The organism is Ramlibacter sp. (genome assembly GCF_035554825.1).
Taxonomy (GTDB): domain Bacteria; phylum Pseudomonadota; class Gammaproteobacteria; order Burkholderiales; family Burkholderiaceae_C; genus Ramlibacter.
In genome coordinates this window covers 1-20438 of the sequence record NZ_DATMHS010000022.1, presented here as the reverse complement: position 1 = coordinate 20438, position 20438 = coordinate 1, and the positions used below count along the sequence as shown (strand labels likewise).

Annotated in this window: 23 protein-coding genes; 11 read left to right on the top strand and 12 right to left on the bottom strand. The window is 70.0% G+C overall.

Translation table 11 applies throughout. The features are described from left to right. Positions 1–778: PA2778 family cysteine peptidase (locus tag VNT59_RS01945; RefSeq protein ID WP_325496091.1), on the bottom strand; the 778-nt coding region annotated here is incomplete at its 3' end. A gap of 22 nt (positions 779–800) precedes the next feature. Further along, complete coding sequence (locus VNT59_RS01940) at positions 801–1163, bottom strand: PA2779 family protein (RefSeq protein WP_325496089.1); 363 nt, start codon at positions 1161–1163, stop codon at positions 801–803. Positions 1164–1407: 244 nt separating this feature from the next. Here VNT59_RS01940 and VNT59_RS01935 point away from each other — a divergent pair, with 244 nt between their 5' ends. Continuing rightward, a complete protein-coding gene (locus tag VNT59_RS01935) occupies positions 1408–1563 on the top strand; it encodes a hypothetical protein (RefSeq protein ID WP_325496087.1) in 156 nt (51 codons plus the stop codon). A gap of 8 nt (positions 1564–1571) precedes the next feature. Here the strand turns inward: VNT59_RS01935 and VNT59_RS01930 are convergent, their stop codons facing one another. The 4 genes from VNT59_RS01930 to VNT59_RS01915 form a co-directional block, all read right to left on the bottom strand. Then, on the bottom strand, positions 1572–1811 hold the full coding sequence (locus VNT59_RS01930) for a DUF6587 family protein (RefSeq protein WP_325496085.1): 240 nt from the start codon (positions 1809–1811) through the stop codon (positions 1572–1574). A gap of 18 nt (positions 1812–1829) precedes the next feature. After that, the gene (gene feoB / locus VNT59_RS01925) at positions 1830–3698 is read right to left on the bottom strand and encodes a ferrous iron transporter B (protein WP_325496083.1); all 1869 of its coding nucleotides are present in this window, start codon (positions 3696–3698) and stop codon (positions 1830–1832) included. Between the two features lies 1 nt (position 3699). Next, positions 3700–3948, bottom strand: coding sequence for a FeoA family protein (locus VNT59_RS01920; protein ID WP_325496081.1), 249 nt, complete (start codon positions 3946–3948; stop codon positions 3700–3702). Positions 3949–4133: 185 nt separating this feature from the next. After that, the gene (locus VNT59_RS01915; protein WP_325496079.1) at positions 4134–4529 is read right to left on the bottom strand and encodes an HPF/RaiA family ribosome-associated protein; all 396 of its coding nucleotides are present in this window, start codon (positions 4527–4529) and stop codon (positions 4134–4136) included. A 549-nt stretch (positions 4530–5078) separates the two neighbouring features. Between VNT59_RS01915 and gshA the strand changes: the two genes are divergently transcribed. From gshA to VNT59_RS01895, 4 genes are all read left to right on the top strand, one after another. Then, positions 5079–6632 (top strand): glutamate--cysteine ligase, encoded by a 1554-nt coding sequence (gshA, locus tag VNT59_RS01910; protein WP_325496077.1) that lies wholly within the window; start codon positions 5079–5081, stop codon positions 6630–6632. Positions 6633–6934: 302 nt separating this feature from the next. Continuing rightward, a complete protein-coding gene (locus tag VNT59_RS01905; protein WP_325496075.1) occupies positions 6935–7183 on the top strand; it encodes a hypothetical protein in 249 nt (82 codons plus the stop codon). A gap of 20 nt (positions 7184–7203) precedes the next feature. Continuing rightward, positions 7204–7455, top strand: coding sequence for a translation initiation factor IF-1 (gene infA / locus VNT59_RS01900; RefSeq protein WP_325496073.1), 252 nt, complete (start codon positions 7204–7206; stop codon positions 7453–7455). A 215-nt stretch (positions 7456–7670) separates the two neighbouring features. Next, positions 7671–8273, top strand: a complete 603-nt coding sequence (locus tag VNT59_RS01895) for a DUF1236 domain-containing protein (protein WP_325496071.1) — start codon at positions 7671–7673, stop codon at positions 8271–8273. A 75-nt stretch (positions 8274–8348) separates the two neighbouring features. Here VNT59_RS01895 and VNT59_RS01890 read toward each other — a convergent pair whose 3' ends face one another. Genes VNT59_RS01890 through VNT59_RS01880 form a run of 3 tightly spaced genes read right to left on the bottom strand, consistent with a single transcriptional unit; the run spans position 8349 to position 11515 of the window. Then, positions 8349–9362, bottom strand: coding sequence for an aldo/keto reductase (locus VNT59_RS01890; protein ID WP_325496069.1), 1014 nt, complete (start codon positions 9360–9362; stop codon positions 8349–8351). A gap of 2 nt (positions 9363–9364) precedes the next feature. After that, positions 9365–10345 (bottom strand): tripartite tricarboxylate transporter substrate binding protein, encoded by a 981-nt coding sequence (locus VNT59_RS01885; RefSeq protein ID WP_325496067.1) that lies wholly within the window; start codon positions 10343–10345, stop codon positions 9365–9367. 36 nt (positions 10346–10381) lie between these two features. Next, positions 10382–11515, bottom strand: a complete 1134-nt coding sequence (locus VNT59_RS01880; RefSeq protein ID WP_325496065.1) for a mandelate racemase/muconate lactonizing enzyme family protein — start codon at positions 11513–11515, stop codon at positions 10382–10384. 121 nt (positions 11516–11636) lie between these two features. On the opposite strand from VNT59_RS01880, the gene VNT59_RS01875 reads away from it, so the two are divergent. Beyond that, positions 11637–12542: a LysR family transcriptional regulator gene (locus tag VNT59_RS01875; RefSeq protein WP_325496063.1), complete on the top strand. Its 906-nt coding sequence runs from the start codon at positions 11637–11639 to the stop codon at positions 12540–12542. Here the strand turns inward: VNT59_RS01875 and VNT59_RS01870 are convergent. Continuing rightward, entirely contained in the window at positions 12535–12681 is a 147-nt protein-coding gene (locus tag VNT59_RS01870; protein WP_325496061.1) for a hypothetical protein, read from the bottom strand. The two genes, VNT59_RS01875 and VNT59_RS01870, sit on opposite strands and share 8 nt — an antisense overlap. Before the next feature lie 75 nt (positions 12682–12756). Between VNT59_RS01870 and VNT59_RS01865 the strand changes: the two genes are divergently transcribed. After that, positions 12757–13704 carry a succinylglutamate desuccinylase/aspartoacylase domain-containing protein gene (locus VNT59_RS01865; protein WP_325496059.1) on the top strand — a complete coding sequence of 316 codons (948 nt, stop codon included), beginning with the start codon at positions 12757–12759 and terminating at the stop codon, positions 13702–13704. 10 nt (positions 13705–13714) lie between these two features. Here VNT59_RS01865 and VNT59_RS01860 read toward each other — a convergent pair whose 3' ends face one another. After that, the gene (locus VNT59_RS01860) at positions 13715–16027 is read right to left on the bottom strand and encodes a PAS domain S-box protein (protein WP_325496057.1); all 2313 of its coding nucleotides are present in this window, start codon (positions 16025–16027) and stop codon (positions 13715–13717) included. Positions 16028–16181: 154 nt separating this feature from the next. On the opposite strand from VNT59_RS01860, the gene VNT59_RS01855 reads away from it, so the two are divergent. Next, on the top strand, positions 16182–16823 hold the full coding sequence (locus VNT59_RS01855; protein WP_325496055.1) for a YitT family protein: 642 nt from the start codon (positions 16182–16184) through the stop codon (positions 16821–16823). A 60-nt stretch (positions 16824–16883) separates the two neighbouring features. Here VNT59_RS01855 and VNT59_RS01850 read toward each other — a convergent pair whose 3' ends face one another. After that, positions 16884–17876, bottom strand: a complete 993-nt coding sequence (locus tag VNT59_RS01850) for an ABC transporter substrate-binding protein (protein ID WP_325496053.1) — start codon at positions 17874–17876, stop codon at positions 16884–16886. 84 nt (positions 17877–17960) lie between these two features. Between VNT59_RS01850 and VNT59_RS01845 the strand changes: the two genes are divergently transcribed. From VNT59_RS01845 to VNT59_RS01835, 3 genes are all read left to right on the top strand, one after another. Beyond that, on the top strand, positions 17961–18650 hold the full coding sequence (locus VNT59_RS01845) for a TetR/AcrR family transcriptional regulator (RefSeq protein ID WP_325496052.1): 690 nt from the start codon (positions 17961–17963) through the stop codon (positions 18648–18650). A 73-nt stretch (positions 18651–18723) separates the two neighbouring features. Beyond that, complete coding sequence (locus tag VNT59_RS01840; protein WP_325496051.1) at positions 18724–19536, top strand: ABC transporter permease; 813 nt, start codon at positions 18724–18726, stop codon at positions 19534–19536. Then, on the top strand, positions 19533–20438 hold a 906-nt coding region (locus VNT59_RS01835), incomplete at its 3' end, for an NAD-dependent epimerase/dehydratase family protein (RefSeq protein WP_325496049.1). The genes VNT59_RS01840 and VNT59_RS01835, both read left to right, overlap by 4 nt.

Here is a 20438-nt window from a genome sequence, read left to right as displayed (position 1 = left end):
GGACCGCCTCGGTGTAAGCGCCGCGCGCGTGGTACTGGTTGGCCAAGCCGATCGCCGCCGGCAGGTTGTCGGGCCAGCGCTTGAGCGCCGCCGCGTACGCCTGGGTGAGCGGCTCGCCGCGCTCGGCGCGCGCGAAGGCGAGCACCGCGGCCAGCCATCCTTCCTGGGTGGCGGTCGCCGGGATGCGCTCGGGCGGGGCCGCCACCATCGCCCAGTAGGCGCTCTTCATCCACGTGCGCTCGAAGGCGGTGAACGGCATCTCGCGCCGCCGCTCGAGGCCGGAGCGCAGGTACACGGTGCCCGACGGATAGTCGAAGCCGTTCACCACGGCGTAATGCCATTGCGGGAAGAGCGGGTGGATGCCCACTTCCTGCAGCACGATCACCGGATTGCCCGCCGCCACCTCGCGCAGCAGGTCGCCGTAGGTCGGCGCGAGCTGGTAGGACACGCGGCCGCGGCGGCGCGCCGTCGCCAGCATCTCGATCTGCAGGCTGCCCTGCCGCGCCGGCAGGAATACCTCGCTGACCAGCTGCTCGGGCGTGACCGCCAGGCCGCTGAAGGCGAGCACGGTCGCCAGCGCGGCCGGTCCGCACTGGTACTCGTCCTGGGGAAAGAAGGGAACGGTGTCCAGTTCCGCCGTCCGCGCGACGCCCTCGGGCCATGCCGTGCGCAAGGCCATGGTCTGCGGCACGAGCTGCGCGCAACCGGCAGCCAGCGCCAGCAGCAGCGCGCCAGCCAGGCGCCGCGCTGCCCGGGCGGCGCGAGCGGGCCCGCTCATGCGGCGGGTTCCGCCGACGGAATCACTTGCGGAAGGCGAAATACCAGACCAGCCCGGCCACCAGGACCACCGCCAGCCAGCCGCCGGTGCTCAGGCCGGCGCCGGCCGGCGCGGACTGCATGTCCTGGGCCAGCGCCTGCACTTCCTGGTCCGTCATCGCCGCGACCCGGGCCCGCGCCTGCGCCGGGTCGATGCCTTGCTGCTGCAACCGCAGGGTCGTTTCGGTGCGGTCCAGCACGCTCATCACCAAGCCGCGGTCGGCGCTGGCCGAGCCGGCGGCCGCCTGGTCCGCGCCGATCATGCCGGCGTGCGCGGTCTGGAACGACAACGCCAGCAGCGAAACGACCAGGGCGCGGCAAGTCATCTTCTTCATCGTGGTTCTCATGATCAGGCTCCTAGGGAGGGTTGGTGGGCGGGGCCGGGCGCGGGGAGGCCCCGGCGCCGGTCAATATACGCGCGCCTCCTGTCTTTGTGTGCGCATTGTTCGACGGCGCGGCGGGGGCTCACACACTGCTACATCGCCGCTGTGGCGGCCGTTCCTGCCACGGCTGACCACCGGCGCCGAAGGCCTCCTACACGGCAGTTGGACCGCCGGGGGCCAAATGCAGGCGCATCACACGGAGTACACGATGAACAAGTTGCTGGCCCTCGCCGGCGTGGTGGCCCTGATGACGGCCTGCGCAGGAATGTCCAACGGCGCCGATGGCGAGTCGTCCGGGGCCACGGTGGCCGCGATCCTCGGCTACCACGGTCCCGTGCATCGCACGGGCGCGTTCGGCGAGTAGCCGCGGCGTCAGCCCGCGTTGCGGCGTGGCGTCGCGCAGCCCTTGCAGCTGGCGCATTCGCTGCACCCGCCGGCGCGCTCGAGCCGCACCTGCCATTCGCGCGCCGTCTCGGCTTCCATCCCGGAGCGCGCGGCCTGCTGCGCCAGCCGGGCGGCGCCGGCCCGGCGCCACCCCGCCGGCATCAGCGTCCACACCGTGTAGAGCACGGCCGCGGCGACGATCAGGGCGACGATGATGGTCTGGGTCACGGCGGTTTCTCCTCTGTCTCAGCCGCCCATCGCCAGGGCGACGCGGTAGGTCAGGAACGACGCCAGGTAGGCGAGGCCGAACAGATAGCCGGCCATCAGCAGCGGATAGCGCCAGGAGTTGGTCTCGCGCTTCACCGTCGCCAGGGTCGAGATGCACTGCGGCGCGAACACGTACCAGGCCAGCAGCGACAACGCCGTGGCCAGCGACCAGCTGCCGTGCAGCAGCGGGCCGAGCTGCTCGGCGACCGCTTCGCCCGTGGCCGACAGCGCGTACACCGTGCCGAGCGCCGCCACCGCGACTTCGCGCGCCGCCAGGCCGGGGATCAGCGCGATGCAGATCTGCCAGTTGAAGCCGATCGGATGGAACAGCGGCTCCAGGGCGCGGCCCAGCATGCCCGCCAGGCTGTACTGGATGGCCGGACCGCTGGCGCCGCTCGGCGGCGCCGGGAAGCTCGAGATGAACCAGACGACGACCATCAGCGCCAGGATGATGCTGCCCACGCGCTTGACGAAGATGCCGGCCCGCTCGAGCAGGCCGCGAGCGAGATTGCGCACGCTCGGCATCCGGTAAGCGGGCAGTTCCATCAGCAGCGGCGCTGGCGCGTCGTTGCGGCGCAGGTGCTTGAAGGCCCAGGCGACGCCCATCGCCGACAGGATGCCGGCCACGTACAGCGCGAACAGCACCACGCCTTGCAGGTTGAAGAATCCCGCCACCGGCCGGTGCGGGATGAAGGCGCCGATCAGCAGCGCGTACACGGGCAGCCGCGCCGAGCAGGTCATCAGCGGGGCGATCATGATGGTGACCAGGCGGTCGCGCCAGCTGGTGATGCTGCGGGTGGCCATCACGCCGGGGATCGCGCAGGCGAAGCTGGACAGCAGGGGGATGAACGACCGGCCCGACAGGCCCACCATCCCCATGGTGCGATCGAGCAGGAAGGCCGCCCGTGGCAGGTAGCCCGAGTCCTCGAGCGCGAGGATGAACAGGAACAGGATCAGGATCTGCGGCAGGAAGACCAGCACGCTGCCGGCACCGGCGATGACGCCGTCCACCAGCAGGCTGCGCAGCATGCCTTCGGGCAGCGCCGCCTGCAGCAGCTCGCCGACCGCCTGCACGCCCTGCTTGATCGCCTCCATCGGCCACTGGGCCCAGCTGAACACCGCCTGGAACATCAGGAACAGCACCACGGCCAGGATCGGCAGGCCCCACACCGGATGAAGCACCACGCGGTCGACCGCGTCGTCGACGCGGGTGTCCACGCGCGGCTCGTGCACCGCGGCCTGCAGGATGCGGCGCACCTGGTGCTGCGTCTGCACGACTTCGTCGAGCGTCGGCGCCGTCCAGGGGCTGGCACCGGGCGCCGGCGCGTGGATGTACGAGTCCAGATGCTCGACCAGGGCCCGGGCGCCCTCGTGGTGGATGCCCACGGTCTCCACCACCGGCATGCCGAGCTCGCGCTCGAGCGCCTCGCGGTCGATGGTGATGCCGCGACGGCGCGCCAGGTCGCTCATGTTGAGCGCGACGACGATCGGCACCCCCAGGCGGCGCGCATCCAGCACCAGCCGCAGATTGAGCTTGAGGTTGGTGGCGTCGGTGACGCACACCAGCAGCTCGGGCCGGTCCACGTCCGACCGGATGCCGGTCACCACGTCGCGGGTGATGGCCTCGTCGACGCTCAACGGGTTGAGGCTGTAGGCGCCGGGCAGGTCCAGCACGCGCACCAGCCGGCCGGACGGCGTGCGCATCAGGCCTTCCTTGCGCTCCACCGTGACGCCGGCGTAATTGGCCACCTTCTGGCGGCTGCCGGTCAGCAGGTTGAAAAGGGCGGTCTTGCCGCAATTGGGGTTGCCCAGCAGGGCGATCTTCAGGTGCATGGTCGCGCCGTCCATCTCAGGCGCTCTCCACCTGGACGAAGGCCGCCTCGAAGCGGCGCAGGGCAAAGGTGCTGCGGCCCAGGCGCACGGCGATCGGCTCGGCGCCGGGGGCCCGGGCCATCACCCGCAGCGGCTCACCGGGCAGGAAGCCGATCTCGGCCAGACGGCGCACCAGCAACTCGTCGGCCGGCGCTTGCGGCGGCAGGACATGCGCGACGACACCGGCAGCGCCGGTGCGCAGACTGCTGAGGGGAACGGCAGGCATCTCACTCCTTTTCGCGGCCCAGCGCCTGGGTGCGGCTGGGATCGTTTGCGGGAATGAGAATAATTCCGAATTAGCTTGAAAAGCATGACGCCGGTCAAAGACCCGGCGTTTTCGTGCGCATTCCGGCCGCCCGGTCGCGCGCGGCCGGGACCCAGGTTGCGGGTTTGGCCGGACGGTGCGGGCGATCAGGCCCCGTCGGCGCTGTCGACGTTGGCCGGCTCGGCGATCAGGCTGTCCGACTTGCGAATGCTTTCGCGATCGCGGTGCTGGTGGCGATCGAGCTTGCCCAGCGTGTGCTCCAGGGCGCGCAACAGCTTCTGGCAGGCGCCGCGGATCGCCAGGTCCTGGGTCTCGCCATGGTGGTTCACCGCCACCGGGTCATGCCCGGTCAGGCGGGCCTCCAGCATGCAGCGCTTGTCGTCCGACCCGCCCTTGCCCCGGTTTTCGTCCGTCAGCTGCACCTCGATGCGCGTGATCTCCCGGCGAAACCGCGCCAGCGCCTCGTTCAGAAAATCCGAAGCCCAGCGCTCCAGCGATTCCTTGTTGTCGACGCCATTGCCGGTGTTCACTTGCACTTGCATAGCCGAGTTCCTTTCATTGCTGCGTCCCAGTGTGGGGTCGGCTGCGCAACCGATGTGTAGGAGAGCGCCCATGATCGGCTTCGGACGCGCCGGGCGAGCGTGATCCGCGCCCGCAAAGCCCGCTGCCGGACCCCGGTGGAGTAACCATGGCAGCTGCGCTGCTCGCTCGACGACATCGAGGCACCGCCGCCCAGCGCAGCGATGCCAATGCGCTCACGCCGATCATCCTGGCCCACGGCCGGCAGGACACCGTGGTCCGGATCGAGCGCGGCCAAAACGTCGCGCGACGCGTGGCGGGCGCTGGGCCACGAGGTTCGATGGCAGGGATACCCGATCGCGCATTCGGTCTGCGCCGAGGAGCTGGCCGACCTGAACCGGTGTTGGCAAAGGCCCAGGGCGCGCAGGGACAGCGGCCGAGCCGGCGGCCGCGGTCGTGCGAAGATCGCCGGTTCGGCCGCCGGCAGACCGCGTTCGCATAGGCCCATGCGACTGCATGAAATCCGCAGCCGTGCTACCTTTGCCCCCCGAACCCGATCCAGCCCTCCCGACATGAGCACCCTCCAGTCCCGCCTTGCCGCGCTTTCTGCCGAGCGCCTGAAGGGCATGCGCCGGGGCATCGAGAAGGAAAGCCTGCGCGCGACGGCCGACGGCCAGCTGGCGATGACGCCGCACCCGAAAGCGCTCGGCGCGGCCCTCACGCATCCGCATATCACCACCGACTACAGCGAGGCGCAGCTGGAGCTGATCACGGGCGTGCACGCCACCCCCGAGACCTGCCTCGAGGAACTGCTGCACATCCACCAGTTCACGTACCGGGCCCTGGGCGACGAGCTGATGTGGGTGTCGAGCATGCCGTGCAACCTGCCGGCCGACGAGAACATCCCGATCGGGCGCTACGGCTCGTCCAACGTCGGCCGCGCCAAGAGCGTGTACCGGATGGGCCTGGCGCATCGCTACGGCCGCCGGATGCAGACGATCTCCGGCATCCACTACAACTGGTCGCTGCCCGAGGTCTCGAGCGAGCAGTACTTCGCCCTGATCCGCAACTTCCGCCGCCACGCCTTCCTGCTGCTGTACCTGTTCGGCGCGTCGCCGGCGGTGTGCACCGGTTTCGTGGCGGGCCGCCAGCACGAACTGCAGCCGCTGAGCGCCAACACCCTCTACATGCCGCACGGCACGTCGCTGCGCATGGGGCGCCTGGGTTACCAGAGCGAGGCCCAGGCGAGCCTGGCCGTCAGCTACAACGGGCTCGACGGCTATGCCGCTTCGTTGCAGGAGGCGCTCACCAAGCCCTATCCCGCCTACGAGAAGGTGGGCATCGTGAACCCGGGCGGCGAGTACAACCAGCTCGCCACCAGCCTGCTGCAGATCGAAAACGAGTTCTACGGCACGATCCGGCCCAAGCGCGTGATCCACCGGGGCGAGCGGCCGCTGCACGCGCTGCGCGAGCGCGGCGTTGAGTACGTGGAAGTGCGGCTGCTCGATCTCAACCCGTTCGTGCCGATCGGCATCACGGCCCAGACCCTGCGGTTTCTCGACGTGTTCCTGCTGCACTGCCTGCTGTCGGACAGCCCGCCGGACACGCCGCAGGAGATCGCCGCGCTCGGCCGCAACCAGCACCAGACGGCCGCCTACGGACGCCAGCCCGGCTTGATGCTGGAGCGCGGCGGCCGCGAGGTCGCCCTGGTGGAGTGGGGCGCCGAGCTGATGGGCGCATTCGCCCCGGTGGCGGCCGTGCTCGACGCGACCCACCAGACCACCGACTACAGCGATGCGGTGCGGTCCGCCCAGGCGCTGCTGGCGCAGCCCGACCTGCTGCCTTCGGCGCGGGTGCTGGCGGTGATGAAGGCCGATTTCGCCGACAACTTCACCGCGTTCGGCTGCGCCTACTCGCGGCAGGCGCGCGAGAAGGTCCTGGGGCTGCCGTTCGGCGCCGGCATGCAGTCCAAGTTCGAGGCGATGACCGAGCAGTCGGTGCGCGATCAGCAGGCGATCGAGGGTTCCGACCGCATTCCGTTCGAGACCTTCCGCCAGCAGTACATCTCGGCGGAGCGGCTGGCGCTGTCGACCAGCGCGATCGCGCCGGCCCTTGCCACGGTTTGAGGCCGGGCCGATCGCCCGGCCGCCAGCGCGAAAACCCGCGCCCGGGTAGAATAGCGGACTTCGATGGCGCAGGCGATCGAGCTTGGCGACCGCCTCACGCGGGTGCCGGTTGCCGATCCTCACTGCGCACGCGTCTTGCCGGGCCTTGCCGGTCCGTCGCGCCGGCCCCAGCAGGCCAGCCACCCTCCAGACGCAGTCCCGGCCCTTCGCGCGAAGGCAATGCCAGCGGGTTCGATCAGCGCCAGCCAGCACCGGCTGGCAGATGCAAACGCGGCCGCCGTGCGGGGGCCGCAGGAAGAGCAATGAACGACAAGCACCATATCACCGCTGGCACGTACCGGATCGCCCCACTGACGCGCCGCATGGCCAATGGCTGGTACGCCTGCGCCGTGTCCGTACGCTGCGCCAGCGGCGCCGGCAGTCGCGACCGGTTGCTGCGGCTCACCCGGCTGTTCCAGGACCCGCTGGCGGCGATCCGCTACGCGACGGCCGAAGGCCTGCGCTGGCTCGGCCACCCCGAAATTTCGCGCGTTCCGCGCGCGGCCCATTAAACGCACAGGAGAGACTCACCATGGCCAAGGAAGAATTGATCGAGATGCGAGGTCACGTGGACGAGGTGCTCCCGGACTCGCGCTACCGCGTCACACTGGAGAACGGACACCAGGTGATCTGCTATTCCGGCGGCAAGATGCGCAAGCACCATATCCGCATCATCGCGGGCGACAACGTGTCGCTCGAAATGTCGCCGTACGATCTGACCAAGGGCCGGATCACGTTCCGGCACCTGGCCGGCCGCAACGGCCCGCCGCCGTCGCGCCAGTGACCCGCCGGCCCGAGCGCCGGCCACCCGCGCCGAAGGCGCAGGATGCCCAGACGATCGCAGCTCGTGCTGCGGCTGCTGCGCTTCCTGCGCCTTTTGCCTTGGAGGGCCGCGGATCGGCCAATGGCTGAGCCTGGCCGGCGACGGTGTCCTACAGCGGCCGGTCGGCACGGCCGGCAAGCTCGGCGTTGAGTATCGGAACCGTCACAGGAGCCCCCATGAGCACATCCACGCATTCGATCCGCATCCTTGCCCTGCTGCTGTCAGCGGCCTTCGCGGCCGCACCCGCGCTGGCCAAAGGCGGCGAGGGCGACGAGCACGGCCACGGCAAGGGCCAGGCCAAGCACGCCGAGAAAGCCCAGGAACAGGCGGACAAGCACGCCCGCAAGGACTGGGAAAAGCAGCGCAAGCAGGCCCAGAAGGACTGGGACAAGGACCGCAAGCAGGCGCAGAAGGACGACAGGCGCGCCGCCAAGGAGCGGCGGCGGGTGCAGGAGGTGCCGGTGGGCGCCTACTTCGAAGATCGGCACCGCGAAGCCGTGCGCCACTACTACGTCGAGCAGTACGGGCACGCCAGGAAGTGCCCGCCGGGACTGGCCAAGAAGAACAACGGCTGCATGCCGCCCGGGCAGGCCCGCAAGCTGGCCGTCGGCCAGCCGGTGCCCGCCGGCGTGACGCTCTATCCGGTGCCGCAGCCGGTGATCGTTCAGCTGCCGCCGGCCCCGTACGGCTATCGCTACGCGCGGGTGGGCAACGACATCGTGCTGGTGCGCAACGAGAACCAGCTGATCGTGGACATCATCGTCAATCTGCTGGGGTGATGGCCTGAAGGCGGGCGCCGCGCGGCGCCCTTGTCCCGCTGCTCCTTCCCTGCCAGCGGCAGCGGGGGCGCGCGCTCAGGCCGCCGCCACGCGACCGGTCAGGGGGTATTGGGGATCGTTGTAGCCGTGGGTCGACGCATAGCCGGGCGGCACCATCCGGTCGACGAAGGCCTCGTCCCCGGCGTCCAGCCGCAGGGCCAACGCGGCGAGGTAGTCCTGCCACTGCGCGAGGGTCTTGGGGCCGCCGATCACGCCGTTCACCAGCCGGTTGTTCAGCACCCAGGCGATCGCGAACTGGGTCGGGCTCATCCCGCGCCGCTGCGCATGGTCCTTGAACTCCTGCGCCAGCGCCACCGACTCGGGCCGGAATTCGGTCTGCAGGATCCGCTTGTCGCCGCGCGCGGCCCGGCTGCCGGGCTCGGGCTGCGCGCCGGGCTGGTACTTGCCCGTGAGCACGCCGCGCGCCAGCGGACTGTAGGCCACGACGCCGACGCCGTAGTGGTCGCAGCAGGGCAGCAGTTCGGTCTCGATCAGGCGGGTGACGGCGCTGTACGGCGGCTGGCACACGATCGGCTGCGGCACGCCCATCCGGCGCGCCGTCTCCACCACCCGGGCGATCCGCCAGCCGCGAAAGTTGGACAGGCCGTAGTAGCGGATCTTGCCGACCTCGATCAGGCGCGCCATGGTCGAGAGCGTTTCCTCGATCGGCGTGACCTCGTCGTCCCGGTGCATGTAGTAGACGTCGATCCAGTCGGTGCCCAGGCGCCGGAGGCTCACGTCCACCTCGTGCATGAGCCACCGGCGCGACAGCCCGACATCGTTGGGTTCGGGGCCGATCTGGTTGGCGAGCTTGGTGGCGACGATCCAGCGCGGCCGGTCGGCCGCGATCAGGCGGCCGACGATGCGCTCCGATTCGCCGCGCGCATAGACGTCGGCGGTGTCGATCGCGTTCAGACCGGCGTCGCGCGTCGCGTCGACGATGCTGCGCGCCTCGGCCTCGCTGGTCTGGTCGCCGAACATCATGGTGCCGAGCCACAGCGGCGGCACCCGCAGTCCGCTGGCCCCGAGCGGTCGATACGAAACCGTCATCGTCACTCCACCGTCAGCTTGATCTGCTTGACCACCGCGCCGAACGCGTCGAGCTCGGTCTTGATCTGGGCGGCCATCTGCGCCGGCGTGTTGCCCACCGGTTCGGACCCCATTTCCAGCATCTGCTTGCGCACCTCGGGCGTGTTGATGATCTTCACGATCTCGGCGTTGAGCTTGTTGACGATGTCCGGCGGCGTGGCGGCCGGCGCCAGGATGCCGAACCAGGTGCCGACGTCGAACCCGGGCAATACCGTCTCGGACAGCGAGGGCACGTCCGGCAGCGCCGAGGAGCGCTTGGCCGTGGTGACGGCCAGCGCGCGGGTCTTGCCGGCCTTGACCTGCGGCAGGCCGGAGGTGACGGTGTCGAACATCAGCTGCACCTGGCCGCTCAGGAGGTCGGCCACGGCCGGCGAACTGCCCTTGTACGGCACGTGCACCAGATCGACGCCGGCGCGCAGCTTGAACATCTCGCCGATCAGGTGGTGCGCCGTGCCGGCGCCGGCCGAGCCGTAATTGAGCTTGCCCGGCTGCGATTTCGCGAGGGCGATGAATTCCTGGATGGTCCTGGCCGGCACGTTGGCGTTGACCACCACCATGTTGGGCACCATCGCCACCACGGTGACGGGCGCGAAGTCGCGGCCGAAGTGGTAGGGCACCTTGGCGTAGACGTTCTGCGCGATGGTGTGGTGAGCCGCGCCCATGAGGAGGGTGTAGCCGTCGCCGGGCGCCTTGGCCACGGCATCGGCGCCGAGCGTGGCGCCGGCGCCGGGCTTGTTCTCGATCACCACCGCCTGGCCCCAGTCCTGCGTCATGTGCTGGCCCACCAGCCGCGCGAGCGCGTCAGTGGTGCCGCCGGGCGCGAACGGCACCACGATCTTGATCGGGCGGCTCGGATACTTCGCCGCCGCCTGGGCGGACGCGGCGCAGGCGGCCGTGGCCAGCGACAGGGCCATGAGGGCGTGGTACAGGACGCGGCGTTGCATGGTTGCTCCTTGTTGGTTGTTCGGGGCGGCAGTGCGTCAGACGATGCGCTGGCCGTACTTCTCGAGGGCAGCGGTCGAGAGCGTGAGCCCCAGGCCAGGCTGCTGCTTGAGTTTCATGATGCCATGGCGGATCGCCGGCGGGTCCTCGTACAGCTCCGCTTGCAATGGATCGCGTTCCGGGTCAGTGAATGCCTCGACGATGCAGCCGGCGGGGCTGGCGGCGACGATGTGCGCGTGGATGAAGCAGTCGTGGTGCGGCGCCACCTGCACGTGATTGAGCTCGCACAGCGCCGCCAGCTTGCGGCCCTCGGTGAAGCCGCCCATCATCGTGCAGTCGAACTGCAGGATCTGGATCGCCTGCTCCTCCAGCATCGCGCGGCAGCCGTAGCTGGTCATCTCGCTTTCGCCGCCCGACAGCGGGATGCGCGTCTTTTGCGCCAGCAGCTTCAGGGCGCGCCGGTCGTCCTCCCAGCGCACCGGCTCCTCCAGCCAGCGCGGGTTCAGCGGCTCCAGCAGGCGCGCCGCTTCGATCGCCGTGGCCAGGTCCCAGGCCCGGTTCGGGTCGACCATGAACTGCGCCCGGTCGCCGATGACCTCGCGCATCAGCGCCATGCGCTCGATGTCCTGGGCCAGCGGGAGGCCGCCGGCCTTGGCCTTGAAGCCGGTGTGGCCCTGCGCCACCAGCATCTGCATCTCGTCGCGCAGTTCGGCGTTGTCCTTGCCTTCGCGGTAGTAGCCGCAGGTGACGTAGGCCGGCACTTCGTCGCGAAAGCCGCCGAACAGGCGATACAGCGGCAGGCCGGCAGCCTTGCCGACGATGTCCCAGCACGCGATGTCGACGGCCGCCGAGATGCGGATCAGCGCTTCGCGCGACCAGCCGCGCTCGTTCGCGGTCCTGCTGGTGGTCAGGCCGAACAGCTTCTGGTACAGGCGCTCGGGGGCCAGCGCATCCTCGCCGACGATCTGCTCGGCGAGGCCGCCCTTCCAGGCCTTGATCGCGAAGTCGATCGGGGTGTAGCTGGTCGCCAGGCCGAAGCCGTCGATGCCCTCGTCGGTATGCAGGCGCACCAGGATCTCGTTGGCGGTGGGCACGATGAAGTGGCTGGTCCAGTGCGGACGTTCCGGCGGCGGCGCGCGCAGGGCGAACACTTCGATGCGGGTGATCTTCATGGGGCGGGCCCGAAGGTGGCGACCAGCGGCACTGTAGGCAGCGGCCGCGGCGGCTCAAAGCGAGATATAACAAAGCCTGCCTTCGCCGCAGACGAACGCCGGCGGCCGGCGCTTACTTCCTATGCATTACGACCTGATGGACCTGCGGGTGTTTCTCGCCGTCGTCGACGAGGGCAATCTCTCGCGCGGCGCCCAGCGCTGCAACCTCGCGCCCTCCTCGGTGAGCCTGCGCATCAAGGACCTGGAGGCGACGTTCGGCTCGGCGCTGCTGCAGCGCAAGCCGCGCGGCGTGGCGCCGACCGCCGCCGGCTTGGTCCTGGCCGAACACGCGCGGCGGTGCCTGGCGCAGCTCGAACAGATGCACGCCGACCTGCAGCCGTTCGCCCATGGCATCACCGGGCGGGTGGTGCTCTTCGCGAACAACAACGCGATCAGCTCGTTCCTGCCCGACGACCTGGGCCGCTTTCTCGGCGCCCATCCGGCCGTGCGGATCACATTGGAAGAGCGCAACAGCAACGACGTCATCGCCGCCGTGGCGCAGGGCAGGGCGGACCTCGGCGTGGTGGTGACCGAGTCCGAGCACCCGGCGCTGGCGTTCTTTCCCTATCGCAGCGACGAGCTGGTGATGCTTGTGTCGCTGGACAGCCCGCTGCGGCGCGGCGGGCGCGCGATCCGCTTCGCCGAGTGCCTGGGCGAGCCGTTCGTCAGCCTGCAGCCCGGCGCGGCGATCCACACCTTCCTGCTCAATCACGCCTCGGCGCTGGGCGCGCGGCTCGACATCCGGATCCGCGTGTCGGGCTACCGCGCGATCGCGCGGCTGGTGGCTTCGGGGGCGGGGATCGGCGTGGTGCCGCGCTCCGCGCTGGAGCCGGGCGACGACACCCGGCTGGCCGTCCTCGCGCTGGACGAACCATGGGCCCGCCGCGAGCTGCGCATCTGCGTGCGGCGCGATGCCGAGCCGCACTTCTGGCGCGACGCCCTGGTGCGCGAGCTGAGGGCGCCGCCGGCCGGCGGCGGCGCTACTTGACCTTGGCGGCTTTGCCGCGCGGAATCACGGCCGTCGTCGGCGGGAGCGGCCGGTCCGAGGTGCCCGGGCTCTTGGGCGGGGTGTTGTCCTTCTTCGGCTTCTTGGCCATCTTGTTGCTGCGCTGTTCGCCCTTTGGCATACCGCCTCCTGTCCGTGCTCGTGAATGGAAGACCATGGTACGGCATGCCGGGCCGCGGGCCGCTACAGTCGGGCCATGCCCGACCAGACCTCACCCATCTCCGACGAGCCGCTGCTCGAAGTCCTGCCGCGCGACCTTGCCGCTTACCGCGAAGGCAATACCGGCATCCCGTACGTGCACCGTTTCGAATCCGGCCGGCCCGGCCCGCACCTGCTCGTGAATGCGCTGACCCACGGCAACGAGCTGTGCGGCATGACGGCGGCGACCCACCTGCTGGACCGGGGGCTGCGGCCGAACATCGGCACCTTGACGGTGAGCTTCGCCAACGTGGCCGCCTACGAATCGTTCGACCGGCGCCAGCCGTTCGAGAGCCGCCAGCTGGTGCACAACCTCAATCGCGTCTGGTCGCCCGAGTGGCTCGATGGCGCCGAGGACAGCCCCGAGCTGCGGCGCGCGCGCGAGCTGCGGCCGGTGGTCGCCGCCGCGGATCACATCCTCGACCTGCATTCCACGTCGCAGCCGGTCCAGCCGTTCTGGGTCTACGCCGGCTTCGAGCGCAACGCGGCCGCGGCGCTGGCGATCGGCCGTCCCGCCGTGCACCTGGTGATGCCCAAGGGCCTGGGCAGCGGCACGCCGGTCATCCAGCACGGCCGCCATGGCGAGGCCGACGGGCCCGGCGTCGCGCTGGTTGCCGAGTGCGGGCAGCACTTCCTGCGCGCCACGTCGGAGCTGGCGGTGGAAGTCACGCTCGACTTCCTCGGCCACTTCGGGCTGATCGACCGCGCGCCGGCGCCGCGCGCGCCGCAGCGCCGCTTCGAGCTGCTGCAGACCCTGGTGGTCCAGACGCCGCAGTTCCGCTTCGTGCGGCCGGTGCTCGGCTTCGAGGAGTTCGCGCAGGGCGAGCTGATCGCGACCGACGGCCCGACGGAGATCCGCTCGCCGTGCGACCGGTGCACGATCTTCATGCCGACGCGCAGCGCGATCGTCGGCCGCGAGGCGGTCTACCTGACCCGGCCGATCTGAACCGTCCCGGTCAGGCCGGCGGCGGCGCGGGCGGGAACGTCGCCGGCGCGCAGGGCAGCAGGAAGCAGACCCGCACCCGCTTGCCGGCCGCCGGCTCGGCCCAGATGCTGCCGCCGTGCGCCTCCACGATCGCGCGACAGATCGACAGCCCCAGGCCAGCGCCGCGGGCGTCGCTGCGCCCGGCCTGCCAGAACGGCTGGAACATCGCCTCCAGCTCCTTGGGCGGCAGCGCCGCCCCGCTGTTGGCGACGCAGTAGCGCACGCCGGCGGAGAGCGACTCGGCGCGCAGCACCACCTCACCGGAGGGCTCGGTGAACTTGCGCGCGTTGTCCAGCAGGTTGGCGAACACGCGCAGGATGCGGTCCGGATCGACCTGCACCACCGGCAGCTGGCCCACCACCTGCACCTCGAGCCGCATGCCCTCGCGCGCGAACACCGGCCGCGCCGAACGCACCGCCTTTTCGAGCAGGGCCGAGCCCTTGGTGGGCACCAGCTTCAGCACCGAGCCGTTGGTGCGCACCACCGCCACCGCCAGCAGATCGTTGACCAGCTCCGACATCTGCCGGGCCACCTCCATCAGGTTGTCGGCCATGGCCCGCAGCGGCTCCCCGCCGGGCAGCCGCTGCGCCTTCAGCCCGAGGGTCGCGGCCAGCGTCCTGATGGCCGACAGCGGGCTGCGCAGGTCGTGCGTGACCAGCGCCAGGATCTCCTCGCGGTCGCGCACCGCGGCGCGCAATTGCTCCTGCGTCTGGTGCAGCGCCGAGACGTCCTCGTTCACGGCCACCGCACCGGTGATTTCGCCGGTGTCGGAGCGGATCGGCCCGGCCCAGTTGATCACCGTCTTGAACGAGCCGTCGAAGCACTGGATGCGAATCAGGTCGCGCGTCGACGATTCGCCCTGCCGCAGCGCCCGCGGAATGCCCCACTCGTCGGGCGACAGGGGCTTGCCGGTCTCGACGTGCCAGCCTTGCTGGCGGCCATACTGCTCCGGCCCCATCTGCCCGGCTCCCTGCCAGATCCGGTGCGCGGCCGGGTTGCCGCGGGTGATGCGGCCGTCGCGGTCGGCGATCCACAGGCCGACCGGAAGCAGGTCGAACACCGCGCGAAACAGTTCCTCGCTCGCCCGCAGGCGATCCTGCGCGTCGTGCAGCGCCGTGATGTCCTCGTTGAGCACGATCGCCCCGGCGACCTCGCCGTTCTCGCCGCGCAGCGGCGCCGCCGAGTGGATGATGGTCTTGGTCGAGCCGTCGAAGCATTGGATGCGCACCAGCTCGCCGATGGTGGTCTCGCCGCGCTGGATGGCGCGCGCCATTCCCCATTGCTCGGGCTCGATGCGCTTGCCCGTGCCGACGAACCAGCCGACGTACTCGCCGTACTGCTCGAGCGCGACGTGGCGGGCGCCGCACCAGATGCGCTCGCCGGCCGGGTTGTTGGAGACGATGCGGCCGTCGCGGTCGGCGATCCAGATGCCCACGGGCAGCAGGTCGAACACGCTCTTGAGCAGCCGCGCGTTCTCGGCCACCGAGCGTTCGAGCCGCATGCGCTCGGTCATGTCCTGGAACACGCCGACCCCGCCCAGGATCTCGCCGGCGGCGCCGCGGATCGGCGCGGCGCTCGCCAGCACCGGCAGCTCCCTGCCGTCGGAGCGGCGCACCAGGAATTCGGCGGCGAGCACGGTCTCGCCGCGCAGCATGCGGCGCCCGAGCAGTTCGTCGGGCGGCACCGGCTTGCCGTCGGGAAAGAAGATGAGGTCGGCGTACTGCGCGGTGCCGCCGGTGGGCTCGAGCCTCATGCCGAGCAGTTCCTCGCAGCGGCGGTTGGCCACGATGGTGCCGTCGGGCTCGAACAGCACCACCCCCAGGGGGAGGGTCTCGACCAGCGTCTGCAGCTGGCGGCGATCGGCCTCGACCTGGGCGAACAGCCGCTCGCGCTCGGCCTGCAGCGCCTTGCGGTCCGAGATGTCGCGCACGAATCCCTGCCACTGGCCGCCCGGCGTCATGTTGGCGTTCACCTCCACGGCCAGCAGGCTGCCGTCCCGGCGCCGCAAGGTCCATTCAGCCCCGCGGGTCTGGCCCTCCAGCATCACCGTCCTGGCGCGGGCGAGCCGCTCGGCGTCGCCGGGCAGCACCGCGTCGTAGAGGCTGCGTCCGAGCAATTCCGACCGGCTATAGCCGAGCATGCGGCAACCGGCTTCGTTGACGTAGACGAAGCGGCCGTCGAGATCGGCCACGAAGATCGCATCGGGGGCGTGCTCGATCAGCGCATGCAGCGCTGCCTCGCCGAGTGGCGCTTCGGGGGGCGCATTCTCCACGCGGTCGATCACGCCGCACTCTCCTGCAGTGGCATGTCCTCATTCTTGGCCGGATGCGCCAATTGGGATTGATGGGGATCAATCGTGCACCCGCTGCAACACGCCGTTGCATCTGATATGCGTCAACGACGGCGACATGCCGCGCGAGGTAAGGTCGGCAAACACCATGAGCCCGCCCGCCGCCATCGCCACCCCCGCCCCGGCCGCGCCGGCGGTCGCCCGTCACCGTCCGTACGAGGACCTGCAGGCGCTGGCCACGGGGACGCTGTTCGTGGCGCTCGGCGTGATCCTGTTCAAGGAGGCCGGCCTGCTCACCGGCGGCACCGTGGGGCTGGCGCTGCTGGCGCACTACGCCACGGGCGTCGACTTCGGGCTCGGGTACTTCCTCGTGAACCTGCCGTTCTACGTGCTGGCCTGGATCCGCATGGGAGCGGCCTTCACGCTCAAGACGTTCGCCGCCGTCGGCCTGCTGTCGCTGATGGCGCACTTGCTGCCGCTGGGCATGGCGTTCCAGCACCTGTCGCCGGTGCTCGCCGCCGTCCTCGGCGGCCTGCTGTGCGGCACCGGCATGTTGATCCTGTTTCGCCATCGCGCCAGCCTGGGGGGCCTCAACGTGCTGGTGCTGTACCTGCAGGAGCACTTCGGCTGGCGGGCCGGCAAGGTGCAGATGGTGCTGGACAGCCTGATCGTGCTCGGCGCGTTCGCCGTGGCGGACGTGGAACGCATCGCGCTGTCGGTGCTGGGCGCCGTGGTCCTGAACCTCACGCTCGCGGTCAACCACAAGCCGGGGCGGTACCTGGCGGTATGAGGCCGGGGCAACGAACAAGGGGCGCCGCGGCGCCCCTTGCGGTGCCTCGCGGCGGCGCGCCTACTTCGCCGGCATCTTCACCTTCTTGTCCAGGAAGTCGTTGGTGAACATGGTCGAGGGGTCGAACCCCTTGTCGATGCCGATCAGCGTCGCCACCAGGTCGTAGTCGCTCTTCACCCGGGCCCCGTCGAAGGCGCCGAGCGCCACCTTGGTGGTGGTCTCGTCGCGCATCAGCGTCTTGATCCGCTCCCACTGGTCGCGCTGGTTGTCGGGGCTCAGGCCGCTGACGGCCGCGGTGAGCGCCTGCAGGCAGGGGTTGAAATCCTTCACGCACGCCTCGTATGCGCGCTGGGTGATCGAGGTGAACTTCGCGACCTGGTCCTTGTGCGACTGCAGGTAGGCGGTGTTCACGATGATCGAGTTGCCGTACGGGTTGACGCCGATCTCGCGCCAGGGCTGGAAGCCCAGGTCGGCGCCGAATTCCTTGGCCTTGAGGTCGTGCTCGTTGTAGAAGTCGCTGATGATGTCGACCGACTTGCTCTTGAGGGCCGCGACCTTGGCGGGCGGGCTGATGTTGACGAAGTTCACCGCGGCCGGGTCGAGGCCGACCTTCTTGGCGAACGCCGGCCACATGATGCGCGCGGCGTCGCCGGGCGGGTTGCCGATCTTCTTGCCGGCGAAGTCCTTCGGTCCCTTGATGCCGGACGACTTGAGCCAGTAGAAGCCTTGCGGGCTGTTGGCGTAGATCACCATCACGGCGGTGAGATTGGCGCCCTTGCCCTTGGCCTGCATGGAGGTGGCGAGGTCCGAGATCCCGAGGTCGGCGCCGCCCGAGCCCACCCGCTGCGCCGACACGGCGGAGCCCTTGCCGGCCTCGATCGACAGGTCGATGCCTGCCTCCGAGTACCAGCCCTTGGACTTGGCGTAGTAGATCGGCGAGTGGTCGGCGGTCGGCGTCCAGTTCAACATCAGGCTCATCGGCTCGGCCGCGCCGGCGACGGTGGCCGTGGCGAACAGCGCGGCGGCGCCCAGCGCCGGCAGCAGGTGTTTCATCGTGAAGACTCCAGGAGAGGGGGAGGGAAATCCGGTCTGATAGTATCAACTGCCTGGTTGACAGGCAATGCTCGCCGACCCGCAGTGACCAAGCCCGCGCCTTCCCTCCTGCCCGTCCGCACCGCGCCAGCCGCGGGGCGGCAGACGGTCGCGCGCCGCGATCCCGCCGCCAGCCGCGAGGCGCTGGTCGGCGCCGCCGTCGCCGAGTTCGCGCGCAAGGGCTTCGAGGGCGCCCGGGTCGACGAGATTGCGGCCGGCGCCGGCCTGAACAAGCAGCTCGTCTACCACTACTTCGGCAGCAAGCAGGGGCTGTACCTGGCCGCGCTGGAGTCGGTGTACATGCAGATCCGCGAGAAGGAGCGGCGGCTGTCGCTGGGCGAGCTGGAGCCGCGCGAGGCGATGGCGCAACTGGTCGGCTTCTCGTTCGACTACCTGCTGGAGCACCCGGAGTTCATCTCCCTGCTCGCCGACGAGAACCGCAACAAGGGCGAGCACATCCTCGGCTCCGACAAGTTGCGACGGATGCACACGCCGTTTCGCGACATGCTGGAGGCGACGCTGGACAATGGCGTGAGAAGCGGCGTGTTCCGCGGCGACTTCGACGCCGTGAACGTGTACATCTCGATCGCCGGCATCTCGTACTTCTTCTTCTCCAACAACCACACGCTGTCGGCGATCTTCGGCCGCAGCCTCGCCTCGCGCGCGGCACTGGCGCGGCGGCGCCGCCACGTCATCGAATTCACCCTCAACGCGCTGCGGCCCGAGGCCGGCTGACTTATCAACCAACTGGTTGACACCCGCCCACGGCCGCTCCTATGATCTGCGCCGCATCCCGGTTGCCGACTCCATGACCACCACCGACAACGCCCTGGCGCCGCCGCTGCCCGACCTCGCGGCGACCGAGCAGCCGCCGTGGGGGCGCTGGGCCCTGATCGTCGCGGTCCACGTCGCCGCCATCGCGCTGTGGGAAGCCGTGGTGCGGATCTTCCACGTGCAGCAGTTCATCCTGCCGGCGCCGTCGCAGGTGGTCGCCTCGCTGGCCAATCCGAATCTCAGATGGCTGTCCAACACCGGCGTCACCGCGCTGGAGGTGTTCGCCGGTTACGCGCTGGGCGTGGTGCTCGGCATCCTGTGCGCGCTGCTGTTCGTCACCAGCCGCAAGCTGATGCTGATGGCCTTCCCGCTGCTGGTGACGCTCAACATGATCCCCAAGGTCGCGCTCGGCCCGCTGATCATCGTCTGGTTCAGCTACGGCATCGGCCCCAACATCCTGATCACGTTCAGCCTGTGCTTCTTCCCGATCCTGCTGACGACGATCCGCGGCCTGAACGAAACCGAACCCGACCTGCTCGATCTGGTGCGGGCGCTCAAGGGCTCGCGCTGGCAGCTGTTTCGCTACATCCAGCTGCCCGGGTCGCTGCCCTACATCTTCTCCGGCATGAAGGTGGCCACGGTGCTGGCGGTCGCCGGCGCCGTCGTCGGCGAATTCATCGCGTCCGACAAGGGCCTGGGCTACCTGATGATCCAGGTGCAGGCTTCCCTCGACATTCCCGCCGTGTTCATGGCCGTGCTGCTGATCACCGGGCTGGGCGTGCTGCTGTACCTGGTGGTCCTGCTGCTCGAACGCCGCTTCATCACCCAGGACGCACGACTGCAATGACTGTCTCCACGCCGCTGCTCGACGAGCTGCCGCTGCCCGAACGCTTCGAGAACGAGCAGGCGCTCGAGGACTACCTTGCCACGCCTTCGCGCGACCTGGTGCGCGACCTGGCGAGCGTCGACGGCGACCTCCTGATCCTGGGCGTCGGCGGCAAGATGGGCCCGACGCTGGCGCGGCTCGCCCGCAACGCGATGTCCGGCGATCGGCGCGTGATCGCCGTGGCGCGCTTTTCCGAAGCCGGCGTGCGCGACAGCCTGCAGGCGCACGGCATCGAGACCATCGCCTGCGACCTGATGGACCGCGAGGCCGTTGCCGCGCTGCCGCGGTGCCCGAACGTCGTCTTCATGGCAGGCCGCAAGTTCGGCGCCGGGGGCAACACGCCGCTCACCTGGGCGATGAACGCGTACGTGCCGGCGATCGTCGCCGAGACCTTCCGCCAGTCGCGCATCGTCGCCTTCTCCACCGCCTGCGTCTATCCGTTCGTGCCGGTGATCGGCCAGGGCGCGAGCGAGACCGAGCCCGCGCTCACGCCGCCGGGCGAATACGCCAATTCCTGCGTCGGCCGCGAGCGGATGTTCGAGCACTTCTCGCAGCAGCACGGCACGCCGGGGCGCCTGTTTCGCCTCAGCTACGCGATCGACATGCGTTACGGCGTGCTGGCGGACGTCGCCCTGAAGGTCTGGCAGGGCGAGCCGGTGGACGTCACCATGGGCCACGTCAACGTGATCTGGCAGGGCGATGCCAACTCGCAGGCGCTGCGCTGCCTCGCCGTGGCCACGCTGCCGACGTCGCCGCTGAACGTGAGCGGGCCCGAGACGACCTCGATCCGCTGGCTGGCCGAGGAGTTCGGCCGCCGCTTCGGCAAGGCCGCCACCATCGTCGGCGCCGAAGCCCCCACCGCG